17 protein-coding genes, 1 tRNA gene, 3 rRNA genes, 1 other RNA gene and 1 pseudogene are annotated in these 22,684 nt (G+C 44.2%); 16 read left to right on the top strand and 7 right to left on the bottom strand.

Annotation, left to right across the window (positions count from 1 at the left end):
• Nucleotides 1-116: 116 nt before the first annotated feature.
• Nucleotides 117-209 carry a methionine/alanine import family NSS transporter small subunit gene (locus AC30SH_RS00115; protein ID WP_005702403.1) on the bottom strand — a complete coding sequence of 31 codons (93 nt, stop codon included), beginning with the start codon at nt 207-209 and terminating at the stop codon, nt 117-119.
• Nucleotide 210: 1 nt separating this feature from the next.
• On the bottom strand, nt 211-1,710 hold the full coding sequence (locus AC30SH_RS00110) for a sodium-dependent transporter (protein WP_489581941.1): 1,500 nt from the start codon (nt 1,708-1,710) through the stop codon (nt 211-213).
• A 325-nt stretch (nt 1,711-2,035) separates the two neighbouring features.
• Here AC30SH_RS00110 and AC30SH_RS00105 point away from each other — a divergent pair, with 325 nt between their 5' ends.
• Both AC30SH_RS00105 and AC30SH_RS00100 read left to right on the top strand, forming a co-directional pair.
• Entirely contained in the window at nt 2,036-2,737 is a 702-nt protein-coding gene (locus tag AC30SH_RS00105; RefSeq protein ID WP_489581940.1) for an rRNA large subunit pseudouridine synthase E, read from the top strand.
• A 4-nt stretch (nt 2,738-2,741) separates the two neighbouring features.
• Nucleotides 2,742-3,458, top strand: a complete 717-nt coding sequence (locus AC30SH_RS00100) for an MgtC/SapB family protein (RefSeq protein ID WP_109433153.1) — start codon at nt 2,742-2,744, stop codon at nt 3,456-3,458.
• A 37-nt stretch (nt 3,459-3,495) separates the two neighbouring features.
• Here AC30SH_RS00100 and AC30SH_RS00095 read toward each other — a convergent pair whose 3' ends face one another.
• The 3 genes from AC30SH_RS00095 to selA are packed head-to-tail and all read right to left on the bottom strand — an operon-like array spanning nt 3,496 to nt 7,694.
• On the bottom strand, nt 3,496-4,401 hold the full coding sequence (locus AC30SH_RS00095; protein WP_489581939.1) for a DUF3298 and DUF4163 domain-containing protein: 906 nt from the start codon (nt 4,399-4,401) through the stop codon (nt 3,496-3,498).
• Nucleotides 4,402-4,443: 42 nt separating this feature from the next.
• Nucleotides 4,444-6,303, bottom strand: coding sequence for a selenocysteine-specific translation elongation factor (gene selB / locus AC30SH_RS00090; protein ID WP_314886351.1), 1,860 nt, complete (start codon nt 6,301-6,303; stop codon nt 4,444-4,446).
• A complete protein-coding gene (gene selA / locus AC30SH_RS00085) occupies nt 6,300-7,694 on the bottom strand; it encodes an L-seryl-tRNA(Sec) selenium transferase (protein WP_489581938.1) in 1,395 nt (464 codons plus the stop codon). Before selA ends, selB begins: the two co-directional genes overlap by 4 nt.
• Before the next feature lie 151 nt (nt 7,695-7,845).
• Here selA and proS point away from each other — a divergent pair, with 151 nt between their 5' ends.
• The 9 genes from proS (at nt 7,846) to AC30SH_RS00040 (ending at nt 15,064) form a co-directional block, all read left to right on the top strand.
• On the top strand, nt 7,846-9,561 hold the full coding sequence (proS, locus tag AC30SH_RS00080) for a proline--tRNA ligase (protein WP_489581937.1): 1,716 nt from the start codon (nt 7,846-7,848) through the stop codon (nt 9,559-9,561).
• A gap of 65 nt (nt 9,562-9,626) precedes the next feature.
• Nucleotides 9,627-9,956 (top strand): DMT family transporter, encoded by a 330-nt coding sequence (locus AC30SH_RS00075; protein WP_048749121.1) that lies wholly within the window; start codon nt 9,627-9,629, stop codon nt 9,954-9,956.
• A 38-nt stretch (nt 9,957-9,994) separates the two neighbouring features.
• Complete coding sequence (locus tag AC30SH_RS00070; protein WP_212510180.1) at nt 9,995-10,249, top strand: FAD assembly factor SdhE; 255 nt, start codon at nt 9,995-9,997, stop codon at nt 10,247-10,249.
• Nucleotides 10,250-10,373: 124 nt separating this feature from the next.
• Nucleotides 10,374-10,949, top strand: a complete 576-nt coding sequence (rpoE, locus tag AC30SH_RS00065) for an RNA polymerase sigma factor RpoE (RefSeq protein ID WP_006719952.1) — start codon at nt 10,374-10,376, stop codon at nt 10,947-10,949.
• A 41-nt stretch (nt 10,950-10,990) separates the two neighbouring features.
• On the top strand, nt 10,991-11,578 hold the full coding sequence (locus AC30SH_RS00060) for a sigma-E factor negative regulatory protein (RefSeq protein WP_212510181.1): 588 nt from the start codon (nt 10,991-10,993) through the stop codon (nt 11,576-11,578).
• 84 nt (nt 11,579-11,662) lie between these two features.
• Nucleotides 11,663-12,622 carry a sigma-E factor regulatory protein RseB gene (gene rseB, locus AC30SH_RS00055; RefSeq protein ID WP_212510182.1) on the top strand — a complete coding sequence of 320 codons (960 nt, stop codon included), beginning with the start codon at nt 11,663-11,665 and terminating at the stop codon, nt 12,620-12,622.
• An 11-nt stretch (nt 12,623-12,633) separates the two neighbouring features.
• The gene (locus tag AC30SH_RS00050) at nt 12,634-13,071 is read left to right on the top strand and encodes a SoxR reducing system RseC family protein (protein ID WP_212510183.1); all 438 of its coding nucleotides are present in this window, start codon (nt 12,634-12,636) and stop codon (nt 13,069-13,071) included.
• A gap of 79 nt (nt 13,072-13,150) precedes the next feature.
• Nucleotides 13,151-13,660 carry a molybdopterin-guanine dinucleotide biosynthesis protein MobB gene (gene mobB, locus AC30SH_RS00045; RefSeq protein WP_212510184.1) on the top strand — a complete coding sequence of 170 codons (510 nt, stop codon included), beginning with the start codon at nt 13,151-13,153 and terminating at the stop codon, nt 13,658-13,660.
• A 12-nt stretch (nt 13,661-13,672) separates the two neighbouring features.
• Complete coding sequence (locus AC30SH_RS00040; protein WP_212510185.1) at nt 13,673-15,064, top strand: MDR family MFS transporter; 1,392 nt, start codon at nt 13,673-13,675, stop codon at nt 15,062-15,064.
• Nucleotides 15,065-15,494: 430 nt separating this feature from the next.
• Here AC30SH_RS00040 and AC30SH_RS00035 read toward each other — a convergent pair.
• Nucleotides 15,495-15,698 (bottom strand): annotated as a pseudogene (locus tag AC30SH_RS00035) (integrase); the annotation flags it as partial.
• A 224-nt stretch (nt 15,699-15,922) separates the two neighbouring features.
• Nucleotides 15,923-16,288, bottom strand: a transfer-messenger RNA (tmRNA) gene (ssrA, locus tag AC30SH_RS00030).
• 245 nt (nt 16,289-16,533) lie between these two features.
• Here ssrA and AC30SH_RS00025 point away from each other — a divergent pair.
• The 5 genes from AC30SH_RS00025 to rrf all read left to right on the top strand — a co-directional run bounded on the left by AC30SH_RS00025 (nt 16,534) and on the right by rrf (nt 22,631).
• The gene (locus AC30SH_RS00025; RefSeq protein WP_048749105.1) at nt 16,534-17,169 is read left to right on the top strand and encodes a TfoX/Sxy family DNA transformation protein; all 636 of its coding nucleotides are present in this window, start codon (nt 16,534-16,536) and stop codon (nt 17,167-17,169) included.
• Between the two features lie 382 nt (nt 17,170-17,551).
• Nucleotides 17,552-19,091, top strand: a 16S ribosomal RNA gene (locus AC30SH_RS00020).
• A gap of 101 nt (nt 19,092-19,192) precedes the next feature.
• Nucleotides 19,193-19,268 (top strand) — tRNA-Glu (locus tag AC30SH_RS00015).
• 200 nt (nt 19,269-19,468) lie between these two features.
• Nucleotides 19,469-22,365: ribosomal RNA gene (locus tag AC30SH_RS00010) — 23S ribosomal RNA — on the top strand.
• A 150-nt stretch (nt 22,366-22,515) separates the two neighbouring features.
• A 5S ribosomal RNA gene (rrf, locus tag AC30SH_RS00005) occupies nt 22,516-22,631 on the top strand.
• Together the 16S, 23S and 5S rRNA genes with 1 tRNA gene alongside form the textbook arrangement of a ribosomal RNA operon.
• Nucleotides 22,632-22,684 lie beyond the last annotated feature (53 nt).

Below are 22,684 nucleotides of genomic sequence, written 5' to 3'. Positions count from 1 at the left end.
GTTAAAGTGCGGTGGGTTTTCATGGTGTTTTAAAACGCTGAGAAAATCTACCGCACTTTTCCTATATAAAAAATCCCATCAATGATTTGATGGGATTTTTGTTTTTGAAAGCTAAATTATTCTTTTGGTAATCTGATGACGGAAACCAATAATCCGCCCCAGATAATGATAAGCGCAATAGCCATCATGATAATTGCATTGGTTGACATCTTATTTTTCTCCTTGTTTTTGTACGATATTTTTCCACGGTAAACGGGAAAGTAAGAAACTGATGATGACTAAGCCGATCGCCATGCCCCAGCCGAAGGTATTAACGAACCATTCCGGATAGCCTTCATAGCCGTTTGCCAATACTTTGGTGGCTTCTTTGTAAAGCATGAACGCTAATACGCCGGTAGTAACCACAATGCAGGCTTTCCAGATTGAGCCAACTTTGAAAGAGCTGGTTTCGTTTAAGTGTTCACCAAGTTCTTTTAATCTGCCGGTAACGATAATGGAGAGTAAAGAGAAGAACGCTACGGCAACGATACCAAACATGTTGACGAAGTTGTCCATGGTATCAAGCATTGGTAAGCCGGCTGCCGTACCAAACAATAAGGTAGATGCGACCATCATTGGTAAGCCAACCAAGAATGTGGCATGTGCACGACGTAAGCGTAATTTATCTTGTACTGCCGCAATGATAACTTCTAATACGGAAATGAAAGAAGTTAACCCGGCGAAAACTAAAGAACCGAAGAATAGTACGCCCAATAATTGACCTAACGGTGCTTGGTTAATGATGGTTGGGAAGGCAAAGAACGCTAAGCCGATACCGCCTTTGGCAACCTCGCTGACATCTTGTCCGTTTGCAACAGCGATGAACCCTAAAGCAGAGAATACGCCGATACCCGCTAAGACTTCAAAGCTACTATTAGCAAAACCAACTACTAAGCCTGCACCGGTTAAATCCGATTCTTTTTTCAAGTAAGAGGCATAAGTCAACATGATGCCGAAGCAAATGGAAAGCGAGAAGAAGATTTGACCGTATGCGGCAATCCAAACACTTGGGTCGGCTAATTTTTCCCAGTTTGGTGAGAATAAAGCATCAAGACCTTTTTCTGCACCTGGTAAGAACAAGGAATAAACCACCAAGGTAATGAACATGATCACCAAAATTGGCATGAAGATAACGGAAGAACGCGCCACGCCTTTTTGTACGCCAAAAGAAAGAATCAACAACGTGATAATCCACACGGCAAGTAACGGTCCAACAACGGTGTCAACAAAATCCAAGCTTAACGCCACTTCACTTGCCATCTTAATGTGTTCGTGCAGGAAGAAATCTACCGGATTGCTACCCCAAGCGGAGCTGAAGGAATAATAAGCGTAGCTCGCAGCCCAGCCAAGAATAACCGCATAGTAAAGACCAATAATCACGTTGATCATCACTTGCCACCAACCGAAGGTTTCAAAGGCGGTTTTGAGTTTGCGATAAGCTAGTGGTGGAGAGGCACGGAATTTGTGGCCTAAAGCATAATCTAAAAAGACCAAAGGAATACCGGCCGTTAATAACGCCACAATGTAAGGCAAAATAAAGGCGCCGCCGCCGTTTTCATAAGTAACATAAGGGAAACGCCAAATGTTTCCCAAGCCGACTGCCGAACCGATCGCCGCAAAAATAAAGGCTCTGCGTCCGGAGAATGTTTCACGTTTATGTGTTTGAGTCATGGAACAACCTGTTAAAGTTAAAAAAATGTTAGAGCGTCAATATAAATCAATAAAAATGCGAGTCAATAGATAAAAATAACAAATTATGAAAATTTACGTTATTTTTCATTAAATTATTTTTAAATAATAGTTTTTTATTCTGTTTTAAAATTTAATTTTTAGAATAAAAAAATGAGATTTGTTAAAAAACAACGTTAACTTGCTAAAAAAGGACATAAAATGCCGAATAAAACGCTAATGATGAAAAAGTTCCCTATTTTGTGCATTTATTTCGGGCATAAATTTAGATTTTGCTTCGATTGGTGCTAAAGTATGCAAAATTTTTATGAATACCTTGTTTATGCAGCCAACATCTTTTCGGCGAAAACCCCAAAAACGGAAAAAACTAGCACAAAGTGCGGTTCATTTTGGCAGTGTTTCTAAGCCTAAAATCGCGTTTTCTCAAACTCAAGTAATTTTGTTCAACAAACCCTTTGATGTGTTGTGCCAATTTAGTGATGAAAATGGTCGTAGCACGTTGAAAGATTTTATTGATATCGCCGAGGTTTATCCTGTCGGGCGGTTGGATCGGGATAGTGAGGGATTGTTGCTGTTGACTAACAACGGGGAGATTCAGCATCGCTTGGTGGAACCTAAGTTTAAAATGGAAAAAACTTACTGGGTGCAGGTGGAAGGCGTGCCTGATGAAACCGCGTTAGAGCAACTTCGGCGAGGCGTGCAATTAAAAGATGGTATGACAAAACCGGCAAAAGTGCGGTTGATTTCCGAACCGGATTGTTTATGGCAACGCGTTCCGCCCATTCGCGAGCGAAAAAATATTCCTACATCGTGGTTAGAAATTAAAATTTATGAGGGGCGAAATCGGCAAGTACGCAGAATGACGGCGCATATTGGCTTTCCGACATTGCGTTTAATTCGTTATCAGCTTGCCGGGTTTACGCTCCAAAGTTTAGCGCCAAAAACCTACCGCACTTTAACGCAAGATGAACTAAAACAACTTTATCAATCACTTGGATTAACAATTTAACATGATGAGTAACCTATCCGTTTTCTTTGAAACTTTGGCGCGAGACAGCCATTTCTTTATTTTCGTGAAAATGGCGTTTGCCATGGTGCTAGGCGGCATCATTGGTTTAGAGCGTGAGTTAAAAGCCAAACCCGTGGGGGTAAAAACCTGCATGATTATTGCGGTGACGACCTGTGTGTTAACCATTGTTTCCATTCAATCAGCTGAACATTATGCGCAAGTGTCGGAAAACATTCGTACTGACCCAATGCGTTTGGCAGCTCAGGTGATTAGCGGCATCGGTTTCCTTGGTGCGGGCGTGATTTTGCGTAAACATAACGATGCCATTTCCGGTTTGACCACGGCGGCAATTATTTGGGCGGCTGCAGGTATCGGTATTGCTTCCGGTGCTGGATTCTATTTTGATGCGATTATTGCCACCTTTATGATTTTAATCGCCATTCGTTTGAGCCCGTCTGTGCATCGTTGGGTGCGTCGTTATGAGAAAAAGAAGAAAACCCGCATTACCGCCACATTGGCTTCGCCGGCTGCGGTGGGGCAATTTATTCAGCTGCTACATACCCATAACCATCTGATTGAAAATATTAATATGAAAGATCAGGCAAACGGTGAAACCAAATTGACGATTCGTTGCACGATTAATGACAAAGATACCATTCACGAATTGTACTTATTATTAAAGAATGAACCGGATGTGCTGAGTTTAGAATTAGAGAATTAAAAAAATCCCCAAGTATGCGCTTGGGGATTTTTGTTTGTTATTCAACGTAATTTTTTCCTAAAAATTTAAATGCCGGTGTTAATAAGGCTTTGACTTCATCATCATATAAAGACAGGCGCAGTTCCTTTTCACCCGCTGCATAAGGGCCAAGGGCATAAGGCGGATAGACAAACACAATGCCATCTTGTGAAAAATAAAAATTATCACTGAGGTAAAAATCGGCTTTTGTGGTAAAAGGCTCTTGCCGTTCACCGTTATCGCCACGAGATTCATTTTGGTAAATCTCCCATAGCAACGTTTTAACTTTGTTTTGTTGTGCTTTAGTAAAGACATCGTCTAATCGAATGACGGCTTTTTTGTCTAAATCAACGTTCACAAAATGGGTGGAATACATCCCGTGCGCACCACCGGAATAACTATAATAGTAGAGGGTGAAGGAGGCTAAGTTTTCACGCTGCCCTAAATATTCCATGCCAACTTTGGTTTCTATCGCCAAGGTTTCATACTCTCTTGCTTCTTTTAGGGTTTCAGCCATGTCTTTCTCTAATCGTTCAATAAACTGTTGTTTATTTTCGATTTTAGGCTGCCCTTCCACATTGAATGAGGCAATGACTTCATTTAATAACAAAGCAGTTAGCCAATCCGAATTGGTTTTTAACATCGTAATATCGAATTTCACCTTGTTTATGGAAGTATCATCAGTGCCTTTTGTTGGTGAAATGATTTCTGATTTTTGGAAGAGGACTTCCGGTTCTACTTGAATTGCTTGATTTTCCGCCAAATCCAAAACCTGTCTTTGTAAGGTATTCACTTGTGCATTTAGCTGCTCGATCGTTTGGGTTTGTTTTTTCACTTGTTCGGAAAGCGCATTTTTTTCTTCATCATTGCAGCCGGTAAGCGTTAGACCGGCAACGGCTAAAGCAGAAACGAGCAGTTTTTTCATAGAAACTCCTTGTATAAAAATGTTGTGAAAATCGACTGCACTTTATAGATCAAACACGTCCGCATCGCGCAATACGTGAATATTACCCTTGCGGCGTAGGAAACCACAGCGGTCGAAATATTCCACCAGTTGGACGGTCATTTTACGTCCGAATTGTAACGCATCGCGCAATTCGTTTACCGATATGCCCTCTTTCCCGGCGACAAGCTGTTTGATTAAGCGAGCAGTGGCATAAATGTTCTCGGTCAGGAAGAAACGGTCTTTTACCACGGCGGTGAGATAGCCTAATTTACCGGCTTTGTAGAGGAAGTTGCGCATAGCGCTTTCTTCCTGTCCTAATAAGCCCGCGAGATCACGCACCCACAACGCTTGTCCGTTATGTTGCTCAAATTGTTCAAGAACTTGCTGCCATAATGCGCGTTCTTGTTCATTAAATTGAATTTTATGATCAGCGGTATGTAGCCAACCACGGGTTTGCTGTAGCTGGTTCTCGGCTAATAATTCATCAATAAAATGATAAATCAGTTTTTCTGGCTGATTCAGTGCCGCAATGCGATATAAACGGGCTTTACCTAAGCCGAGTTGGTCGGGATGTTGTTCGTGATATTGCGCAAGTGCGGTCAATAATTTCGCTGTTTGTTGCGTGCGATAATCGGCATTAAAGCACCAACTTTGGAAGCGAATGTCGCCGTTTCTTTCAAGAATGTCGTTCAGTTGGGAGTCTGTCAGCTGTTCAATCCACATTAACAGCTCGGCTTCCACCGCATGATTTTGAAGATAAAGTGCGGTGCGTTTTTCAGCTGTTTCTGCTTGAATCAGTTGGCGTAAATAATCGAAACGGGCTTCTGTGCGCTTATGGCGTTTCGGTGAATGGATTTCAATTACTTTTGCGCCACCGAGTACGGCGGTAGAGTTGCTGTTGCGTAAGATGATTTTGTCACCATGCGCCAAAAATAACGGTTGTTCTAAAATCAGTTCTGCCAGCGCGTGTTGCTGAGGTGCGAGTTTGGGTTGTTGCAATAACGTCAGCTTGCCCGTGGTGTGTGAGGCGGCGTGATAAATATGCACCGGTTGGCTTTCGTTCAGTGGAATTTGGTTTTCTAGCCAAACGGTGACGCGATCTGTCGCCTTGGCAGGCGGTTGAGAGAACAACCAATCGCCGCGTTCAATTAACGTGCGGTCGAAATCTAGGTTAATATTTAATGCCAGGCGTTGCCCCGCCAAGCCTTCCGTGCTTTGTTCGTTTTGTGCGTGGATATTTTTCACCCGCACTTTTTGTCCATTGCTTAAATACAATTCGTCGTCAATGGCCACTTTGCCCGCAAATGCAGTGCCCGTCACCACGGTGCCGGCACCTTTAATGGTAAAAATACGGTCGATGGCATAACGGAACGGTTTTTCCGTGTCCGATAATTCCGGCAACTGCGCCAAATAATCGCGTAGCGTTTCGATGCCCTGACCGGTGGTAGCAGACGTGACAAAGAATTTACTGTTCGCCAAGAGAGCATATTGTTGGCGTAGCTGTTGTTCTAATGCGTCTATTTGTTGCGCATCGGCACGGTCGGCTTTGGTGATCACCACCATGATTTCCTGCAATTGCAACAAGCTCAAAATGTTTAAGTGCTCGATGGTTTGCGCTTGCACGCCTTCGTCTGCGGCAACGATAAGCATGGCGTAATGAATGCCGCCTAGGCCTGCCAACATATTGGCAAGAAAACGTTCGTGCCCCGGTACATCGATAAAGCCGAGGATTTGATCTTTTAACGGCAAATAGGCGTAGCCTAAATCAATGGTCATGCCGCGTTTTTTTTCTTCCGGTAAATGCGCCGTATGCGTGCCGGTGAGGGTTTGCAATAGCGCGGTTTTGCCGTGGTCAACGTGTCCGGATGTGACAATAATCATAGCGCCTCCAAGGTGTCGAGCAAGCGTTCGAGATTGGCCAAGCTGCGTAAATCCAACCAAATTTTATCCCGTTCAATGCGCCCGATAACCGGTTGCGGCAGCGCCAATAAACGGGTGAAAAGTGCGGTGGTTTTTGTCGGCATTTTTTCTGTTGCCGGCGCAATGGTGACCGAGATTGACGGAATCCGTGCCAGCGGCTGGGAGCCGCTACCAACCTGCGCTTCGCTTGGTTCGATCGCAACAACGTAATCTGCATTTAAACGATTTTCCAACCGCGCTTTAAGTTGTTCCGCCTGTGCTTGTAATTGGTCTACAGGTTGAGTGAGCAGATGAAGTGCGGTCAGTTTTTCAGTGATTTTTTCCGGTTGCAAATACAAACGCAAAGTGGCTTCCAGCCCGGCGAGGGTGACTTTGTCGCAACGTAGCACGCGTTTGAGCGGATGGGCTTGTAGCTGTTGAATCAATGCTTTTTTACCCACGATAATGCCCGCTTGTGGCCCACCAAGCAGTTTGTCGCCGGAGAAGGAAATTAAATCTAGGCCGTGTTGTAATTTTTCTTGCACCGTCGGTTCTTCCGGCAAGTCGAATTGTTTCAAATCAATTAACGCGCCACTGCCTAAGTCCGTGATGACCGGAATGCCAAATTCTTTACCTAATTCCGCTAGTTCTTGTTCATCAACAGAATGCGTGAAACCGCAAATTTGGTAGTTACTACTGTGAACTTTCATTAAAAAGGCAGTATTTTCGTTAATTGCGTTGCGATAATCTTTTAAATGGGTACGGTTGGTGGTGCCCACTTCCACCAGTTTGCAACCAGCCTGTGCCATGATGTCGGGAATGCGGAAAGCACCGCCAATTTCAATCAATTCACCACGGGAGATGATCACCTCTTTCCCTTGCGCGAAAGTCGCCAACATCAGTAATACCGCTGCTGCGTTGTTGTTCACTACACAGGCCGCCTCTGCGCCCGTGAGTTGTTGCAGTAAGTCGCTGATGTAGTTATCTCGATGACTGCGCTCACCAGCCGCTAAATCATATTCCAGCGCCACATTGCCCTGCATGGCATCCAGCGCAGCCTCTTGTGCCGCCGGTGACCACAACGCGCGCCCGAGATTGGTGTGCAATACCGTGCCGGTTAAATTATGTACGCTTTTTATGTTCACCTGTTGTTGTAACAATAATTGTTGGTGGATGTACTGAAAGGTGGCGTCATCGGTTTGCAAAAAGTGTGGTAGGTTTTCATGGCGTTTTATATGTTCGCGCGCTTGTTGCAACATCTCGCGAGACACGTTGACGGTGGCGCTATGGCCAAATTCTGCCACGAATTGTTCACCTTGCGGGGTTTTGAGTAATTTATCGACGGAGGGAAGGGCTTGATAAAGGGCTGACATGATGATTCCTTTTTCTGGGTTAAATTGGCATTTTTAGCGGGGATTATAAGGCGTGAAACCTGATTTCTTCTTTGCTTTTGCGTGCGCATTAGATACACTAACGCCAATTTTTTTCTCGTATTTTTAAATTCTTGGAATTATAGGTAATTCAATGCGTACAAGTAAATATTTATTATCCACCTTAAAAGAAACCCCGGCAGAAGCGGCGATTGTTAGCCATCAACTCATGTTGCGCGCGGGCATGATTCGTCCTCTTGCTTCAGGCCTTTATAACTGGATGCCAACCGGTTGGCGTGTGCTACAAAAAGTGGAAAACATTATTCGCGAAGAAATGAATAAAAGCGGTGCTATCGAGATCAAAATGCCCGTTGTGCAACCGGCAGAATTATGGCAAGAGTCCGGTCGCTGGGATCAGTATGGCCCGGAATTATTGCGTTTTACCGACCGTGGCGAACGGAGTTTCGTGATCGGCCCGACCAATGAAGAAGCCATCACCGATTTAATGCGTCGTGAAGTGACCTCTTACCGTCAACTTCCTCTTAATTTATATCATATTCAAACCAAGTTCCGTGACGAAGTGCGTCCACGTTTCGGTGTGATGCGTAGCCGCGAATTTATCATGAAAGATGCTTATTCTTTCCACATGGACAAAGAAAGTTTGCAACAAACCTATGAGGTGATGTATCAAACTTATAGCAACATTTTCACCCGTTTAGGGTTGGATTTCCGTGCCGTGCAAGCGGATACCGGTTCTATCGGCGGCAGCGCATCCCATGAGTTCCAAGTGTTGGCAAACAGCGGTGAAGATGATGTGATTTTCTCCACGGAATCCGATTATGCGGCGAACATCGAACTTGCCGAAGCGGTGGCGGTGGGTGAGCGTGCCGCACCAACCAAAGCGATGGAATTGGTGGATACACCGAATGCGAAAACCATTGCGGAGCTTGTCGCGCAATTTAACCAACCGATTGAGAAAACCGTTAAGACCTTGATTGTAAAAGGGGCTAGTGAAGAACAGCCGTTAGTGGCGTTAATCATTCGTGGTGATCACGAATTAAATGAAGTCAAAGCGGAAAAACTGGCAGAAGTGGCTTCCCCATTTGAATTTGCTGATGAAGCGGCCATTAAAGCCAAAATTGGCGCAGGTGTCGGTTCCCTTGGGCCGGTCAATTTAAACATTCCGGTTATTATTGATCGCAGTGTGGCGATCATGTCCGATTTCAGCGCTGGCGCTAACATTGACGGTAAACACTATTTCAACATTAACTGGGAACGCGATGTGGCGTTGCCGAAAGTGGCGGATATTCGTAACGTGGTGGAAGGTGACCCAAGTCCGGATGGCAAAGGTACCTTATTAATTAAACGCGGTATTGAAGTCGGCCATATTTTCCAATTAGGTGACAAATATTCCAACGCGATGAATGCGACAGTGCAAGGTGAAGACGGACGTCCTACGGTCGTTACCATGGGCTGCTATGGTATTGGTGTGACGCGTGTTGTGGCAGCTGCTATTGAACAACATCATGATGAACGCGGCATTATTTGGCCGAGCGATGCGATGGCGCCGTTCACCGTGGCGATTGCGCCGATGAATATGCACAAATCGGAAAGCGTGCAAGCATTCGCTGAAGAGTTATACCGCACTTTATTGGCACAAGGCGTGGAAGTGATTTTTGATGATCGTAAAGAACGCCCAGGCGTGATGTTTGCGGATATGGAGCTTATCGGTGTGCCGCACATGGTCGTCATCGGTGAGAAAAATTTAGCGAACGGCGAAATCGAATACAAAAATCGTCGTAGCGGTGAGAAACAAATGATTGCGAAAGAGCAATTGATTGACTTCTTAAAAAGCCAAATTAAGGCGTAATTGAAATAAAAAGTGCGGTCGGATTTTTAACTGAATTTCCGACCGCACTTTTGTATAGGGAAAACATGAATCCGTGGATTTTATTGGCCGTGTCCATTTGTTTGGAAATTGTTGCCACCAATCTATTGAAAGTCAGCGACGGTTTTACTAAACCGTTGCCGACGCTTGGCGCTTTGGCTTTTTATGGCTGTTCGTTCTATTTTGTTGCCATTATTTTTCGTACGCTTTCCGTTGGTTTGGTGTATGCCATTTGGTCTGGCGTGGGTATTGTGTTGACAGCCATTGTGGCTTATTTCGCCTTTGGGCAGAAAATTGATACTGCCGGTTTAATTGGCATGGGGTTGATTATCTGTGGTGTGTTGGTGATTAATTTATTTTCGCAAACAGCGCACTAACGCTATAATCCAGTTGATTTTTTGGAAAGGAGAATAGGATGAAAAAGTATGATTCGCTGCGCATTGAGTGGGATTGTCGGCGCGGTATGTTGGAATTAGACAAGGTCATCATGCCTTTTTATAAACAGTATTTTGACGGGCTTAGCGAGCATAAAAAAGAGGTTTTTATTCGTTTGTTAGCCTCGACCGATTTACAGCTTTTTTCATGGTTCTTTAATAACGGCGAAATCAATGATTCGGAATTGCGAGAAATGGTGCTGGAAATTCAGCAAAAATTGAGTCTAACGCACTGATTTTCATTGTTTTATTGGTTTTTTCTAAAATAACTGAACTTTTTTTTATTCATCTCGTCTAACGCATAACAATAGCTTGCTGGCTTTGAAATTAAAGTTTGTTAGACGTGATATTTGAGGTTATATGGCTGAACAGCTAACAGATCAAGCTTTGGTAGAAAGGGTGCAGCAGGGAGATAAGAAAGCTTTCAATTTGTTGGTATCGCGTTATCAAAATAAAGTAGCTGGATTACTGACTCGGTATATTTCACCGAATGATATTCCCGATGTTGTACAAGAATCATTTATAAAAGCATACCGTTCCATCGGCTCTTTTCGTGGTGATAGTGCTTTCTATACTTGGCTATACAGAATTGCAGTGAATACTGCAAAAAATTATTTGACTGCACAAGGGCGTCGCCCGCCAAGCGAAGATATTTTAGCTGAAGATGCAGAATCCTACGATGTAGGAACAAATTTACGGGTTGTGGATACGCCTGAAAATGAAATGTTATCCAACGAGTTAAAGAATATCGTATTTGATACGATTAAAGGTTTACAGGAAGATTTACGCACAGCAATTACTTTACGCGAAATCGAGGGATTGAGTTACGAAGAAATTGCAGAAATTATGGATTGTCCGGTGGGGACTGTGAGATCGCGGATTTTTAGAGCGCGTGAAATCATTGAAAGTAAAGTTAAACCGCTTTTACAACGTTAATAAAAAACAGGAATACAACTACGATTAGTCGGAGTACAAACATGCAAAAAGAACTACTTTCAGCATATATTGATGGTGAACAAGTTAATCATGAACTCACCGAACAATTATGCCAAGATGCGGAATTGCAGGAGAGTTGGGTAAATTTCCACACCATTCGTTCTGTTATGCGTCAAGAAACAAATGTTTTCTTGGGTGCTGATTTCACTGCAAAAATGGAAAGTTTGATTGCTTCAGAAGAAATTCAAGCAGTTGAAGTCACTGAGTCTCAACCATTGCCGCAGGACGTCGAAAACTTGCCGTTTATGCAAAAGTTAAAAGCATGGTTTATGCCGATGACTCAGGTTGCTGTTGCTGCGGGTGTGTGCTTGGTGGCTGTATTAGGTGTACAATCTTTCACTGCAAAATCTACCGTACAAAATGCAGCAGATACCCCAGTGTTACAAACATTGCCTTTTAACAACGGTGTGCAAGAAGTCAGTTACAATGCGCCAAGCAAAGATGTCATTACGACAGAACAGCTTGAACAAAAAAATAAACGTATTGGCGCTATGTTGCAAAGCTATGAATTACAACGTCGTGTTTATGCCGATTCAATGAATTTAGGACAGAATCAGAGCAATAAATAATAGTTCATGTATTCAGGCATAATTGTTTTTATCAGAATTCACCACCATTTTTTGGTGGTGAATTTGTTTATTAGGAATTTGATCATGTTAAAAACATTTCTAAAAACTACCGCACTTTTTTTCTTATTTAGCACGTCATTTTCTTCCTTTGGTACAGACTCCCTTTCGCCGAAACAGCTATTGCTGGATATGAAGAAAGCGGCAGAACAGCTAAATTATGAGTTTTCTTTCGTGCAAACCACGCCTTCTAACATGGATTCATTGCGGTACCGTCACTTTAAATCTAACGGCAAAACTTTTGCGCAATTGGTGACGTTAGATGGTGCACAACAAGAAATTGTTCAACGTGATAATTTAATTAGCTATTTTCAACCGAACTATCAGCCTTTCACTATTAACAGTGAAGGCATTACCGATAATTTACCGCCCCTCACTCGTGCCAATTTTGATACTTTAGAGCAATATTATGACTTCGTTAACATCGGGCGTAATCGCGTAGCGGATCATGTGGTACAAACCATTCGAATTTTGCCGAAAGACGATTTTCGTTATCAATATGTGGCCTTTATTGACGAGGACAATAACTTGCTTTTGCGCAGTGATATGCTTGATCGGGACGGCAATTTATTGGATCAATTTCGTGTTGTAAATCTGTATGTGGGAGACGGGATTTCAGGCTTAGTGGATTATTTAAATCAAGTGGCTTTCCCTCCGTTATTAATGGATAAAAACGCAAATCAAACGCCGGATTTTAATTGGGCTCCAGGTTGGTTGCCACAAGGTTTTAAAGCGGTAAATCGCAGTATTGAACGTGATGGCGACGATAAAATCGAATCGCAACTTTACAGCGACGGGCTGTTTTCTTTTACGTTATATGTGTCCGACAAAATCCTAGAAAATACACTGCAAGATAATACTTGGCGACAAGGTGCTTACACGATTTATAACGAAACTGTGGATAACAAAGACTTGACGATTATCGGGCAATTACCGATTTCTACGGCAAAACGCATCGTGCAAGACATTCAATTTAAGAAAAACTAAACGGGTTTATTATGTTGACAGAAAGTGCGGTCGTGATTGAATACGAATCCGGTAAGGCGAAAGTAAAATGCCAATCGCAAAGTGCCTGTGGCACTTGTGCAGCAAAATCCGCTTGCGGGAATTCGGCATTATCGGAATTAGCCGGTAGCGGTGCACGTGGTGAGCATATTTTCACCATTGAAACCATTACACCGCTAAAAGTGGGGCAGTTGGTCGAAATTGGTTTATCGGAACATTCTCTGATCAAATCTGCGTTGCTGATGTATTGTGTCCCGTTGTTCACTTTAGTCTTCAGCACCTTATTGTTCGATTCGTTGTTTAGTCACGAACTCGTCAGTGTATTTTTTATTTTTATTTCCACCGCACTTTCCTTCCTCGGAGTGCGTTGGTATGCACGAAAACTGAACCGCAAATCAGCTTATCAACCGGTGTTGCTGCGCGTGCTCTAAATCTTTGAGCATCATTCGTTTTCTTTGGCGGGCTGGTATATAATCAGCCCGTTTATTTTATCGTCTTTAAGGAAATATTATGCTCCCCATGCTTGGCATTACCGGTTACAGCGGCAGCGGCAAAACCACTTTATTAGAAAAATTACTTCCCCAATTAAAACAACGTGGCTTGCGCCCGGCGGTGATTAAACACAGTCATCATGATGCGCAAGTGGATAAACCGGGCAAAGACAGTTGGCGTATGAAAGATGCCGGTGCCAGCCAAGTAATTATGGCTTGTGACCACCGCTGGGCTCTTATGACGGAAACGCCACAACAACGTATTTCCCTGTCTTATTTATGTGAACAATTTGATCATGAATTAACGGATCTCATTTTGGTAGAAGGCTTCAAACAAGAGCCGATTGAAAAGATTTTGTTGCACCGAAAAGACATGACTAAACCGCTACCTGACATTGATGAGCTCGTGTTGGCCGTTGCTACAGATTACCCTTTAGCGGTAGATAAACCTTGTTTGGATATTAATAATATCGCGCAGATTGCTGATTTTATTACGGCTTGGTACGAGCAAAAGTGCGGTCGAATTTAAGCGTGGTTTTTTATGCCTGAGCTCCAACATTATCGCCATTTATCCTTAATTGCCGCCATGGCATTATTTATGCAGTCCCTCGATGCCACCATTTTGAATACGGCATTGCCTGCCATTTCTGCCGATTTGCATGAATCACCGTTAGAAATGCAAATGGCGATAATCAGTTATTCCCTCACTGTTGCATTATTTATTCCACTCACCGGTTGGATTGCCGATAAATACGGCACGCTCAATGTGTTTCGGGTTGCGGTGGCAATTTTTGTACTTGGTTCTGTTGCTTGTGCCGCCTCCAATTCATTAAACGCATTGATTTGGTCGCGCGTGTTGCAAGGGTTGGGCGGGGCAATGATGATGCCGGTAGCGCGCTTGGCAATTATTCGTCACGTGCCAAAAAATCAATTGGTTGCCGCATGGAATGCCATGGCGATGGCGGGGCTGATTGGCCCGGTGCTCGGGCCGATTGTGGGCGGATGGCTTGTGACACATGCCAGCTGGCATTGGATTTTCCTAATTAACATTCCTATTGGTATCCTTGGGATTGGATTTGCCGGTCGGTATATGCCAAACAGCACAGGCAATATTAGCAAGCTGGATTGGTGGGGCTTTTTACTGTTTGGTGGTGGGCTGGTAGGCTTAACACTCGGCTTGGATTTGTTGTCTGAAGACCGTATCGACCAATGGCTGACAGCGTTAATTTTGGCTGTGGGGTTCGGCTGTTTCTCCTTTTATTATTGGTATGCTCAACGGGTGCAGAATCCTTTATTGCCGTTAAATTTATTTGCTACGCGCACGTTTCGATTGGGCATGATGGCGAATATTTTTATCCGTTTGTGTGGCTCAGGCATTCCGTTTTTAATGCCGTTGATGTTGCAAGTAGTGTTTAATTATAGCGCGGATGTTGCCGGTTGGTTGCTAGCGCCAATTGCACTAAGTTCCGTGTTAACGAAATCCTTTGTTGGAAAAATTCTGGCGCGTTTCGGTTATAAAATGACATTAATGTTGACCGCACTTTCGATGGCGCTTGCCATTGCTGCCATGAGCCTGTTGCAACAAGACACACCGATTTGGTGTTTGGTGCTGATTTTGGCGTGGTATGGTAGCTGTATGTCGATTATTTTTACTTCTGTCAACACACTTACGATTAGTGATTTAGACGAACACAATACCAGCGCAGGCGCTACTTATCTCAGTGTGATTCAACAAGTGGGAATCAGTATCGGTATTGCCGTGTCCGCTGTGATTTTAGATCTTTATCGCCATTTCATCGGGGACAGTGGCGAACTGCTTCAACGTGCTTTCAGTGCGACTTTCCTCACCTCAGCCATTTTCGGCGTCGTTTTAGTATGGGTTTTAACTTACCTTAGAAAAGAGGACGGTGCGGAGAATTTTCGTCGGGAATAAAAAACTTATTTTCTGAAGGTGTTTTTCGGAGTTGGTCTGTTAGGCGTGAGGGAAAAGTTGGAGTGGCGGAAGAGCGTAAGCAACGTGATCTATGAATTGGACTTCCGTTAGTATTCTTCTTAACATTGCCTAGATGATCAATAACGATTTCTCTGTCTTCTCTGTGTTTTCTAACGACCCTTAACCGACCACTGCACTATAATAAAGTCACCTCTGGTAATGGAATAACTTCATAATCAATAATAGAACATTCAGTAAGAGAATAATATTGTTGGGTTTTAGCCATTTTTTAACGTCCATTATAGTGAAAGTGCGACAAATAGTAATAAGGGTTACTATCTCTCGGTTCGGTTAATTAAGCCGCGCCTAGCCGCATTAATTCTTTAAATTATCAAACAGTAAAACGCCATCAAAATCGACCGCACTTTACCTCAGGCTTCAGGGTTTTAAAATGTTCAACCGTCGGACTGTCAAATTCCTTTTCGATGTTTGCTGTGGGATTAAAAGAGATTAAGTCTCGGTGTAGGGCATAAGTCATGATCTCGTTATGCTTCTGAATTGTTCGTTTGAGCTTTTCTAAATGCTCTTCGTCTTGATACAGCTTAAATGCCTTTAATGCCATTGGCGGGGCAATTCAGACTTTTAAAAAATAGGGTATAGCTAAAACATCGTTAACGTTTTTTTATAATAGGTTTTGTGTGATTTTGGTTATACCGGTTTTGCTATACGGCTATCAGTATAACTAAAACCCAAGGATTTTATAGGATTAGATAGGAACGATTAGGATATAAAAAAGCCCTTGAAGTCAATGTTTTCAAGGGCTTTTGGGATTTGATAAGTTTACTTTGGATTGTTATTTGGTGGAGCTGGGGGGAGTTGAACCCCCGTCCGAAATTCCTCTACCGTCAGCACTACACGTTTAGTCAGTCTTTAAGTTTCGCTTAATCCTGCGGACAGACACGCGATAATTAAGCTAGTTTGATTCAATTTAATGCTTCGATCCTCAAACAGCGGCGTCCACACGATCTCGTTTGGGTTTGACTCCGCTTTATCCCCGTCTTACGAGCGGAAGCTGGGGAGCGAAGGCTATGAGCAGGTTATTAAGCTGCTAAAGCGTATTGTTCGTCGTTTGCGACTATTTTTTTGCGGTTTATTTACGAGGCCTACCGCACCTCGACGTGCACCTCGGGCTTCGCTAATCCCGTCGAATCCAAAATCAGCCCCAAAAGTGTGCATAAGAATAGCAAAATACAGTAATAAAGGAAAGTAGGCAAAATAAATGGTGTATCCAAGATAAAGAATAGTACGCTAATTTTTTACATATCTTATGTGCTTTTAGCTGATATTTTAGTTAAAAAATTTTATTTTTTCGATCTACTTCACATTTTTGAATGTTATTAATGATATCTTTTTCTTAAAAAATAAAAAGTATGATATAACTAATTCACATAATAATATGAGGGAAAACTATGTGTAATACAAAACAAGAACTACGCAATGAATTTACTGAACTGATTGGTGAGGTAAGAGTTAAGAATTTGTTTACCGGTTATGGAATATTCCAAGAAGATGCCATGTTTGCTTTGTCCCAAAATGACGCAATTTTTGTTAGAGCCGAGGGAGAGTTGGTACCTTATTTGGAGAGGCTTGGGGCTGTTGCCTATTCACTCAATCCTAATAATATGAGTAAATTAGCTCTTTATCATTATTATCAATTGCCTCCTTCAGTTCGTAAAAACAAAACTCTTTTTAAACAAGTCATTAACCTTTCTATTCAACAAATTAAAAGAAAGAAACTTTCTGAAAACTTAGCTAAAAAAGAACGTATCAAAGAATTGGCTAATTTCACTATTAAGCATGAAAGGCTATTAGCCAAAATTAATATTCATACAGTCAGTGATTTTAGAACATTGGGTGCTATTCATAGTTATGTCAGATTAAAAAAATTAGGTATTCCTGCAAGTATTGATTTACTCTGGACATTTAGAGCTGCTTTAATGGATAAACACGTCAACTTGTTGACAGAAAAAGAAAAATCATCAACCCTTATTAAATTAAACCTTATGCTTGAAGCTAATGGGATGAGGAAAATCAAAGGGTGCTAGAGAATGATAATGAAAATGGAGTAATACATAAAACACCATTTTTGATCTAAGGCTTGCAAGTTGGTTGAATAGTTTAAGATGTAATTTTTATTGCGCTTAAATTATTATCAATTAAAAAATATTTTGCAAAAAATCGCAAAAAGGGGTTGCAAGGTCGTGATAAATGCCTATAATACGCCCCCACAACGACGCGCCGTTGTAAAGCATAAAACCGCGCGTCGTTTTTTGTTCTTTAACAATCAATCAGACAAACTGTGTGGGCACTTGAAGATTCGTTTTTATCATTAAAGATTTTAAAATTGAACTGAATAGTGCTACGAAAAACGTTTATTTATTTATAGATAGATTACTTGGCTAGCAGTATTGAGCGATTAAACTTTTTGAACTGAAGAGTTTGATCATGGCTCAGATTGAACGCTGGCGGCAGGCTTAACACATGCAAGTCGAACGGTAACAGGAGAAAGCTTGCTTTCTTGCTGACGAGTGGCGGACGGGTGAGTAATGCTTGGGAATCTGGCTTATGGAGGGGGATAACGACGGGAAACTGTCGCTAATACCGCGTAGAGTCGAGAGACGAAAGTGCGGGACCGCAAGGCCGCATGCCATAGGATGAGCCCAAGTGGGATTAGGTAGTTGGTGGGGTAATAGCCTACCAAGCCGACGATCTCTAGCTGGTCTGAGAGGATGACCAGCCACACCGGGACTGAGACACGGCCCGGACTCCTACGGGAGGCAGCAGTGGGGAATATTGCGCAATGGGGGCAACCCTGACGCAGCCATGCCGCGTGAATGAAGAAGGCCTTCGGGTTGTAAAGTTCTTTCGGTATTGAGGAAGGTTGTTGTGTTAATAGCACGACAAATTGACGTTAAATACAGAAGAAGCACCGGCTAACTCCGTGCCAGCAGCCGCGGTAATACGGAGGGTGCGAGCGTTAATCGGAATAACTGGGCGTAAAGGGCACGCAGGCGGACTTTTAAGTGAGGTGTGAAATCCCCGGGCTTAACCTGGGAATTGCATTTCAGACTGGGAGTCTAGAGTACTTTAGGGAGGGGTAGAATTCCACGTGTAGCGGTGAAATGCGTAGAGATGTGGAGGAATACCGAAGGCGAAGGCAGCCCCTTGGGAATGTACTGACGCTCATGTGCGAAAGCGTGGGGAGCAAACAGGATTAGATACCCTGGTAGTCCACGCTGTAAACGCTGTCGATTTGGGGATTGGGCTTTAAGCTTGGTGCCCGAAGCTAACGTGATAAATCGACCGCCTGGGGAGTACGGCCGCAAGGTTAAAACTCAAATGAATTGACGGGGGCCCGCACAAGCGGTGGAGCATGTGGTTTAATTCGATGCAACGCGAAGAACCTTACCTACTCTTGACATCCATGGAATCTTGTAGAGATATGAGAGTGCCTTCGGGAACCATGAGACAGGTGCTGCATGGCTGTCGTCAGCTCGTGTTGTGAAATGTTGGGTTAAGTCCCGCAACGAGCGCAACCCTTATCCTTTGTTGCCAGCGATTTGGTCGGGAACTCAAAGGAGACTGCCGGTGATAAACCGGAGGAAGGTGGGGATGACGTCAAGTCATCATGGCCCTTACGAGTAGGGCTACACACGTGCTACAATGGCGTATACAGAGGGCGACGAAGCCGCGAGGTGGAGTGAATCTCACAAAGTACGTCTAAGTCCGGATTGGAGTCTGCAACTCGACTCCATGAAGTCGGAATCGCTAGTAATCGCGAATCAGAATGTCGCGGTGAATACGTTCCCGGGCCTTGTACACACCGCCCGTCACACCATGGGAGTGGGTTGTACCAGAAGTAGATAGCTTAACCTTCGGGGGGGCGTTTACCACGGTATGATTCATGACTGGGGTGAAGTCGTAACAAGGTAACCGTAGGGGAACCTGCGGTTGGATCACCTCCTTACCAAAGATAGACTCGACTTTAAGTGTTCACACAGTTTGTTTGATGGTTGTAGACAAGGAAAGAACAACAATATCAAAGAGAAGAGAGCATCTTTACATGCTGTCCCCATCGTCTAGAGGCCTAGGACATCGCCCTTTCACGGCGGTAACCGGGGTTCGAATCCCCGTGGGGACGCCATTTAAAGATGATTTTTCATCTTTACTGTTCTTTAAAAATCTGGAAACAAGCTGAAAACGAGACTTTCAAGAAAGTCTGAGTGAGAGTGATTGATAAAAGGCGATTGCTCTTAATTAACTGTTATTAATCGTAGCTGAAGTGTTTGAAAGTTGTTGTTTAATATTATTTAAATAATAAGGTAAGAATACTTGAGGTTGTATGGTTAAGTGACAAAGCGTACAAGGTGGATGCCTTGGCAATCAGAGGCGAAGAAGGACGTGCTAATCTGCGAAAAGCTTGGATGAGTCGATAAGAGGCGTTTAATCCAAGATGTCCGAATGGGGAAACCCAGTGGGTGAAGAACCTACTATCATTATCTGAATCCATAGGATAATGAGGCGAACCGGGAGAACTGAAACATCTAAGTACCCCGAGGAAAAGAAATCAACCGAGATTTTGTGAGTAGCGGCGAGCGAAAGCGAAGGAGCCTGTTAGTGATAGCGGAAGTATTAGAGGAATTGGCTGGGAAGCCGAATCGTAGAGGGTGATAATCCCGTACTCGAAAATACTTTTGTGGTACTGAGCTAACGACAAGTAGGGCGGGACACGTGATATCCTGTTTGAAGATGGGGGGACCATCCTCCAAGGCTAAATACTCCTGATTGACCGATAGTGAACCAGTACTGTGAAGGAAAGGCGAAAAGAACCCCGGTGAGGGGAGTGAAATAGAACCTGAAACCTTGTACGTACAAGCAGTGGGAGCCCGAAAGGGTGACTGCGTACCTTTTGTATAATGGGTCAGCGACTTATATTTTGTAGCGAGGTTAACCGAATAGGGGAGCCGAAGGGAAACCGAGTCTTAACTGGGCGGCTAGTTGCAAGGTATAGACCCGAAACCCGGTGATCTAGCCATGGGCAGGTTGAAGGTTGGGTAACACTAACTGGAGGACCGAACCGACTAATGTTGAAAAATTAGCGGATGACTTGTGGCTGGGGGTGAAAGGCCAATCAAACCGGGAGATAGCTGGTTCTCCCCGAAATCTATTTAGGTAGAGCCTTGAGCGGACACCTTTGGGGGTAGAGCACTGTTTCGGCTAGGGGTCCATCCCGGATTACCAACCCGATGCAAACTACGAATACCAAAGAGTGATACTCAGGAGACACACGGCGGGTGCTAACGTCCGTCGTGGAGAGGGAAACAACCCAGACCGCCAGCTAAGGTCCCAAAGTCTATATTAAGTGGGAAACGAAGTGGGAAGGCTTAGACAGCTAGGATGTTGGCTTAGAAGCAGCCATCATTTAAAGAAAGCGTAATAGCTCACTAGTCGAGTCGGCCTGCGCGGAAGATGTAACGGGGCTCAAATATAGCACCGAAGCTGCGGCATCAGACGTAAGTCTGTTGGGTAGGGGAGCGTTGTGTAAGCGGATGAAGATGGTTCGAGAGGGCTGTTGGACGTATCACAAGTGCGAATGCTGACATAAGTAACGATAAAACGGGTGAAAAACCCGTTCGCCGGAAGACCAAGGGTTCCTGTCCAACGTTAATCGGGGCAGGGTGAGTCGGCCCCTAAGGCGAGGCTGAAAAGCGTAGTCGATGGGAAACGGGTTAATATTCCCGTACTTGGATAAACTGCGATGTGGGGACGGAGTAGGTTAGGTTAGCGTGCTGTTGGATATGCACGTTTAAGTTGGTAGGTGGGAAGTTTAGGCAAATCCGGACTTCCTTAACACTGAGAGATGATGACGAGGCTCTACGGAGCTGAAGTAACTGATACCACACTTCCAGGAAAAGCCACTAAGCTTCAGGTTTATCTAAACCGTACTGAAAACCGACACAGGTGGTCAGGTAGAGAATACTCAGGCGCTTGAGAGAACTCGGGTGAAGGAACTAGGCAAAATAGCACCGTAACTTCGGGAGAAGGTGCGCCGGCGTAGATTGTAGTCCCTTGCGGGCGAAGGTTGAACCGGTCGAAGATACCAGCTGGCTGCAACTGTTTATTAAAAACACAGCACTCTGCAAACACGAAAGTGGACGTATAGGGTGTGATGCCTGCCCGGTGCTGGAAGGTTAATTGATGGTGTAATCGAAAGAGAAGCTCCTGATCGAAGCCCCAGTAAACGGCGGCCGTAACTATAACGGTCCTAAGGTAGCGAAATTCCTTGTCGGGTAAGTTCCGACCTGCACGAATGGCATAATGATGGCCAGGCTGTCTCCACCCGAGACTCAGTGAAATTGAAATCGCCGTGAAGATGCGGTGTACCCGCGGCTAGACGGAAAGACCCCGTGAACCTTTACTATAGCTTGACACTGAACATTGAATTTTGATGTGTAGGATAGGTGGGAGACTTTGAAGTAGTCACGCCAGTGATTATGGAGTCGTCCTTGAAATACCACCCTTTAACGTTTGATGTTCTAACGAAGATTACGAAACGTGGTCTCGGACAGTGTCTGGTGGGTAGTTTGACTGGGGCGGTCTCCTCCCAAAGAGTAACGGAGGAGCACGAAGGTTTGCTAATCACGGTCGGACATCGTGAGGTTAGTGCAATGGTATAAGCAAGCTTAACTGCGAGACAGACAAGTCGAGCAGGTACGAAAGTAGGTCATAGTGATCCGGTGGTTCTGCATGGAAGGGCCATCGCTCAACGGATAAAAGGTACTCCGGGGATAACAGGCTGATACCGCCCAAGAGTTCATATCGACGGCGGTGTTTGGCACCTCGATGTCGGCTCATCACATCCTGGGGCTGAAGTAGGTCCCAAGGGTATGGCTGTTCGCCATTTAAAGTGGTACGCGAGCTGGGTTTAGAACGTCGTGAGACAGTTCGGTCCCTATCTGCCGTGGGCGTTGGAGAATTGATTGGGGCTGCTCCTAGTACGAGAGGACCGGAGTGGACGCATCACTGGTGTTCCAGTTGTCTCGCCAGAGGCATTGCTGGGTAGCTACATGCGGAAGAGATAAGTGCTGAAAGCATCTAAGCACGAAACTTGCCAAGAGATGAGTTCTCCCACACATTAAGTGTGTAAGGGTTGTTTAAGACTAAGACGTAGATAGGTGCGGTGTGTAAGTGTAGTGATACATTGAGCTAACGCATACTAATTGCCCGAGAGGCTTAGCCATACAACGCTCAAGTGTTTTTGGGGTTACCCTGGACATGAGCGAGTTGGAAGGATAACAGTTAAGAGAATGGACGTAGAAGAGAGAGTTGAGAGAAGGCTTGTTTTTAGATTAAGAAGACGCGAATAAGAAGAGATAGAAATCATAAAGAATATTGGCGGCGATAGTGCGGTGGGCCCACCTGATTCCATACCGAACTCAGAAGTGAAACGCCGTAATGCCGATGGTAGTGTGGGGCATCCCCATGTGAGAGTAGGTCACCGCCAAGCCTGATACGAACCCCTGATGTGAGTGCATCGGGGGTTTTTGCTTTTTACAGCAT

Source organism: Aggregatibacter sp. HK296, assembly GCF_980469475.1.
Note: the sequence above shows the minus strand (reverse complement) of the source record. Positions and strands in the feature narration are given on the sequence as shown.

Excerpts from the sequence above, each read along its gene's own strand:
- AC30SH_RS00115 (WP_005702403.1), bottom strand. The coding sequence starts at position 209 with ATGTCAACCAATGCAATTATCATGATGGCTATTGCGCTTATCATTATC.
- AC30SH_RS00110 (WP_489581941.1), bottom strand. The coding sequence starts at position 1,710 with ATGACTCAAACACATAAACGTGAAACATTCTCCGGACGCAGAGCCTTT.
- AC30SH_RS00105 (WP_489581940.1), top strand. The coding sequence starts at position 2,036 with ATGAATACCTTGTTTATGCAGCCAACATCTTTTCGGCGAAAACCCCAA.
- AC30SH_RS00100 (WP_109433153.1), top strand. The coding sequence starts at position 2,742 with ATGAGTAACCTATCCGTTTTCTTTGAAACTTTGGCGCGAGACAGCCAT.
- AC30SH_RS00095 (WP_489581939.1), bottom strand. The coding sequence starts at position 4,401 with ATGAAAAAACTGCTCGTTTCTGCTTTAGCCGTTGCCGGTCTAACGCTT.
- selB (WP_314886351.1), bottom strand. The coding sequence starts at position 6,303 with ATGATTATTGTCACATCCGGACACGTTGACCACGGCAAAACCGCGCTA.
- selA (WP_489581938.1), bottom strand. The coding sequence starts at position 7,694 with ATGTCAGCCCTTTATCAAGCCCTTCCCTCCGTCGATAAATTACTCAAA.
- proS (WP_489581937.1), top strand. The coding sequence starts at position 7,846 with ATGCGTACAAGTAAATATTTATTATCCACCTTAAAAGAAACCCCGGCA.
- AC30SH_RS00075 (WP_048749121.1), top strand. The coding sequence starts at position 9,627 with ATGAATCCGTGGATTTTATTGGCCGTGTCCATTTGTTTGGAAATTGTT.
- AC30SH_RS00070 (WP_212510180.1), top strand. The coding sequence starts at position 9,995 with ATGAAAAAGTATGATTCGCTGCGCATTGAGTGGGATTGTCGGCGCGGT.
- rpoE (WP_006719952.1), top strand. The coding sequence starts at position 10,374 with ATGGCTGAACAGCTAACAGATCAAGCTTTGGTAGAAAGGGTGCAGCAG.
- AC30SH_RS00060 (WP_212510181.1), top strand. The coding sequence starts at position 10,991 with ATGCAAAAAGAACTACTTTCAGCATATATTGATGGTGAACAAGTTAAT.
- rseB (WP_212510182.1), top strand. The coding sequence starts at position 11,663 with ATGTTAAAAACATTTCTAAAAACTACCGCACTTTTTTTCTTATTTAGC.
- AC30SH_RS00050 (WP_212510183.1), top strand. The coding sequence starts at position 12,634 with ATGTTGACAGAAAGTGCGGTCGTGATTGAATACGAATCCGGTAAGGCG.
- mobB (WP_212510184.1), top strand. The coding sequence starts at position 13,151 with ATGCTCCCCATGCTTGGCATTACCGGTTACAGCGGCAGCGGCAAAACC.
- AC30SH_RS00040 (WP_212510185.1), top strand. The coding sequence starts at position 13,673 with ATGCCTGAGCTCCAACATTATCGCCATTTATCCTTAATTGCCGCCATG.
- AC30SH_RS00025 (WP_048749105.1), top strand. The coding sequence starts at position 16,534 with ATGTGTAATACAAAACAAGAACTACGCAATGAATTTACTGAACTGATT.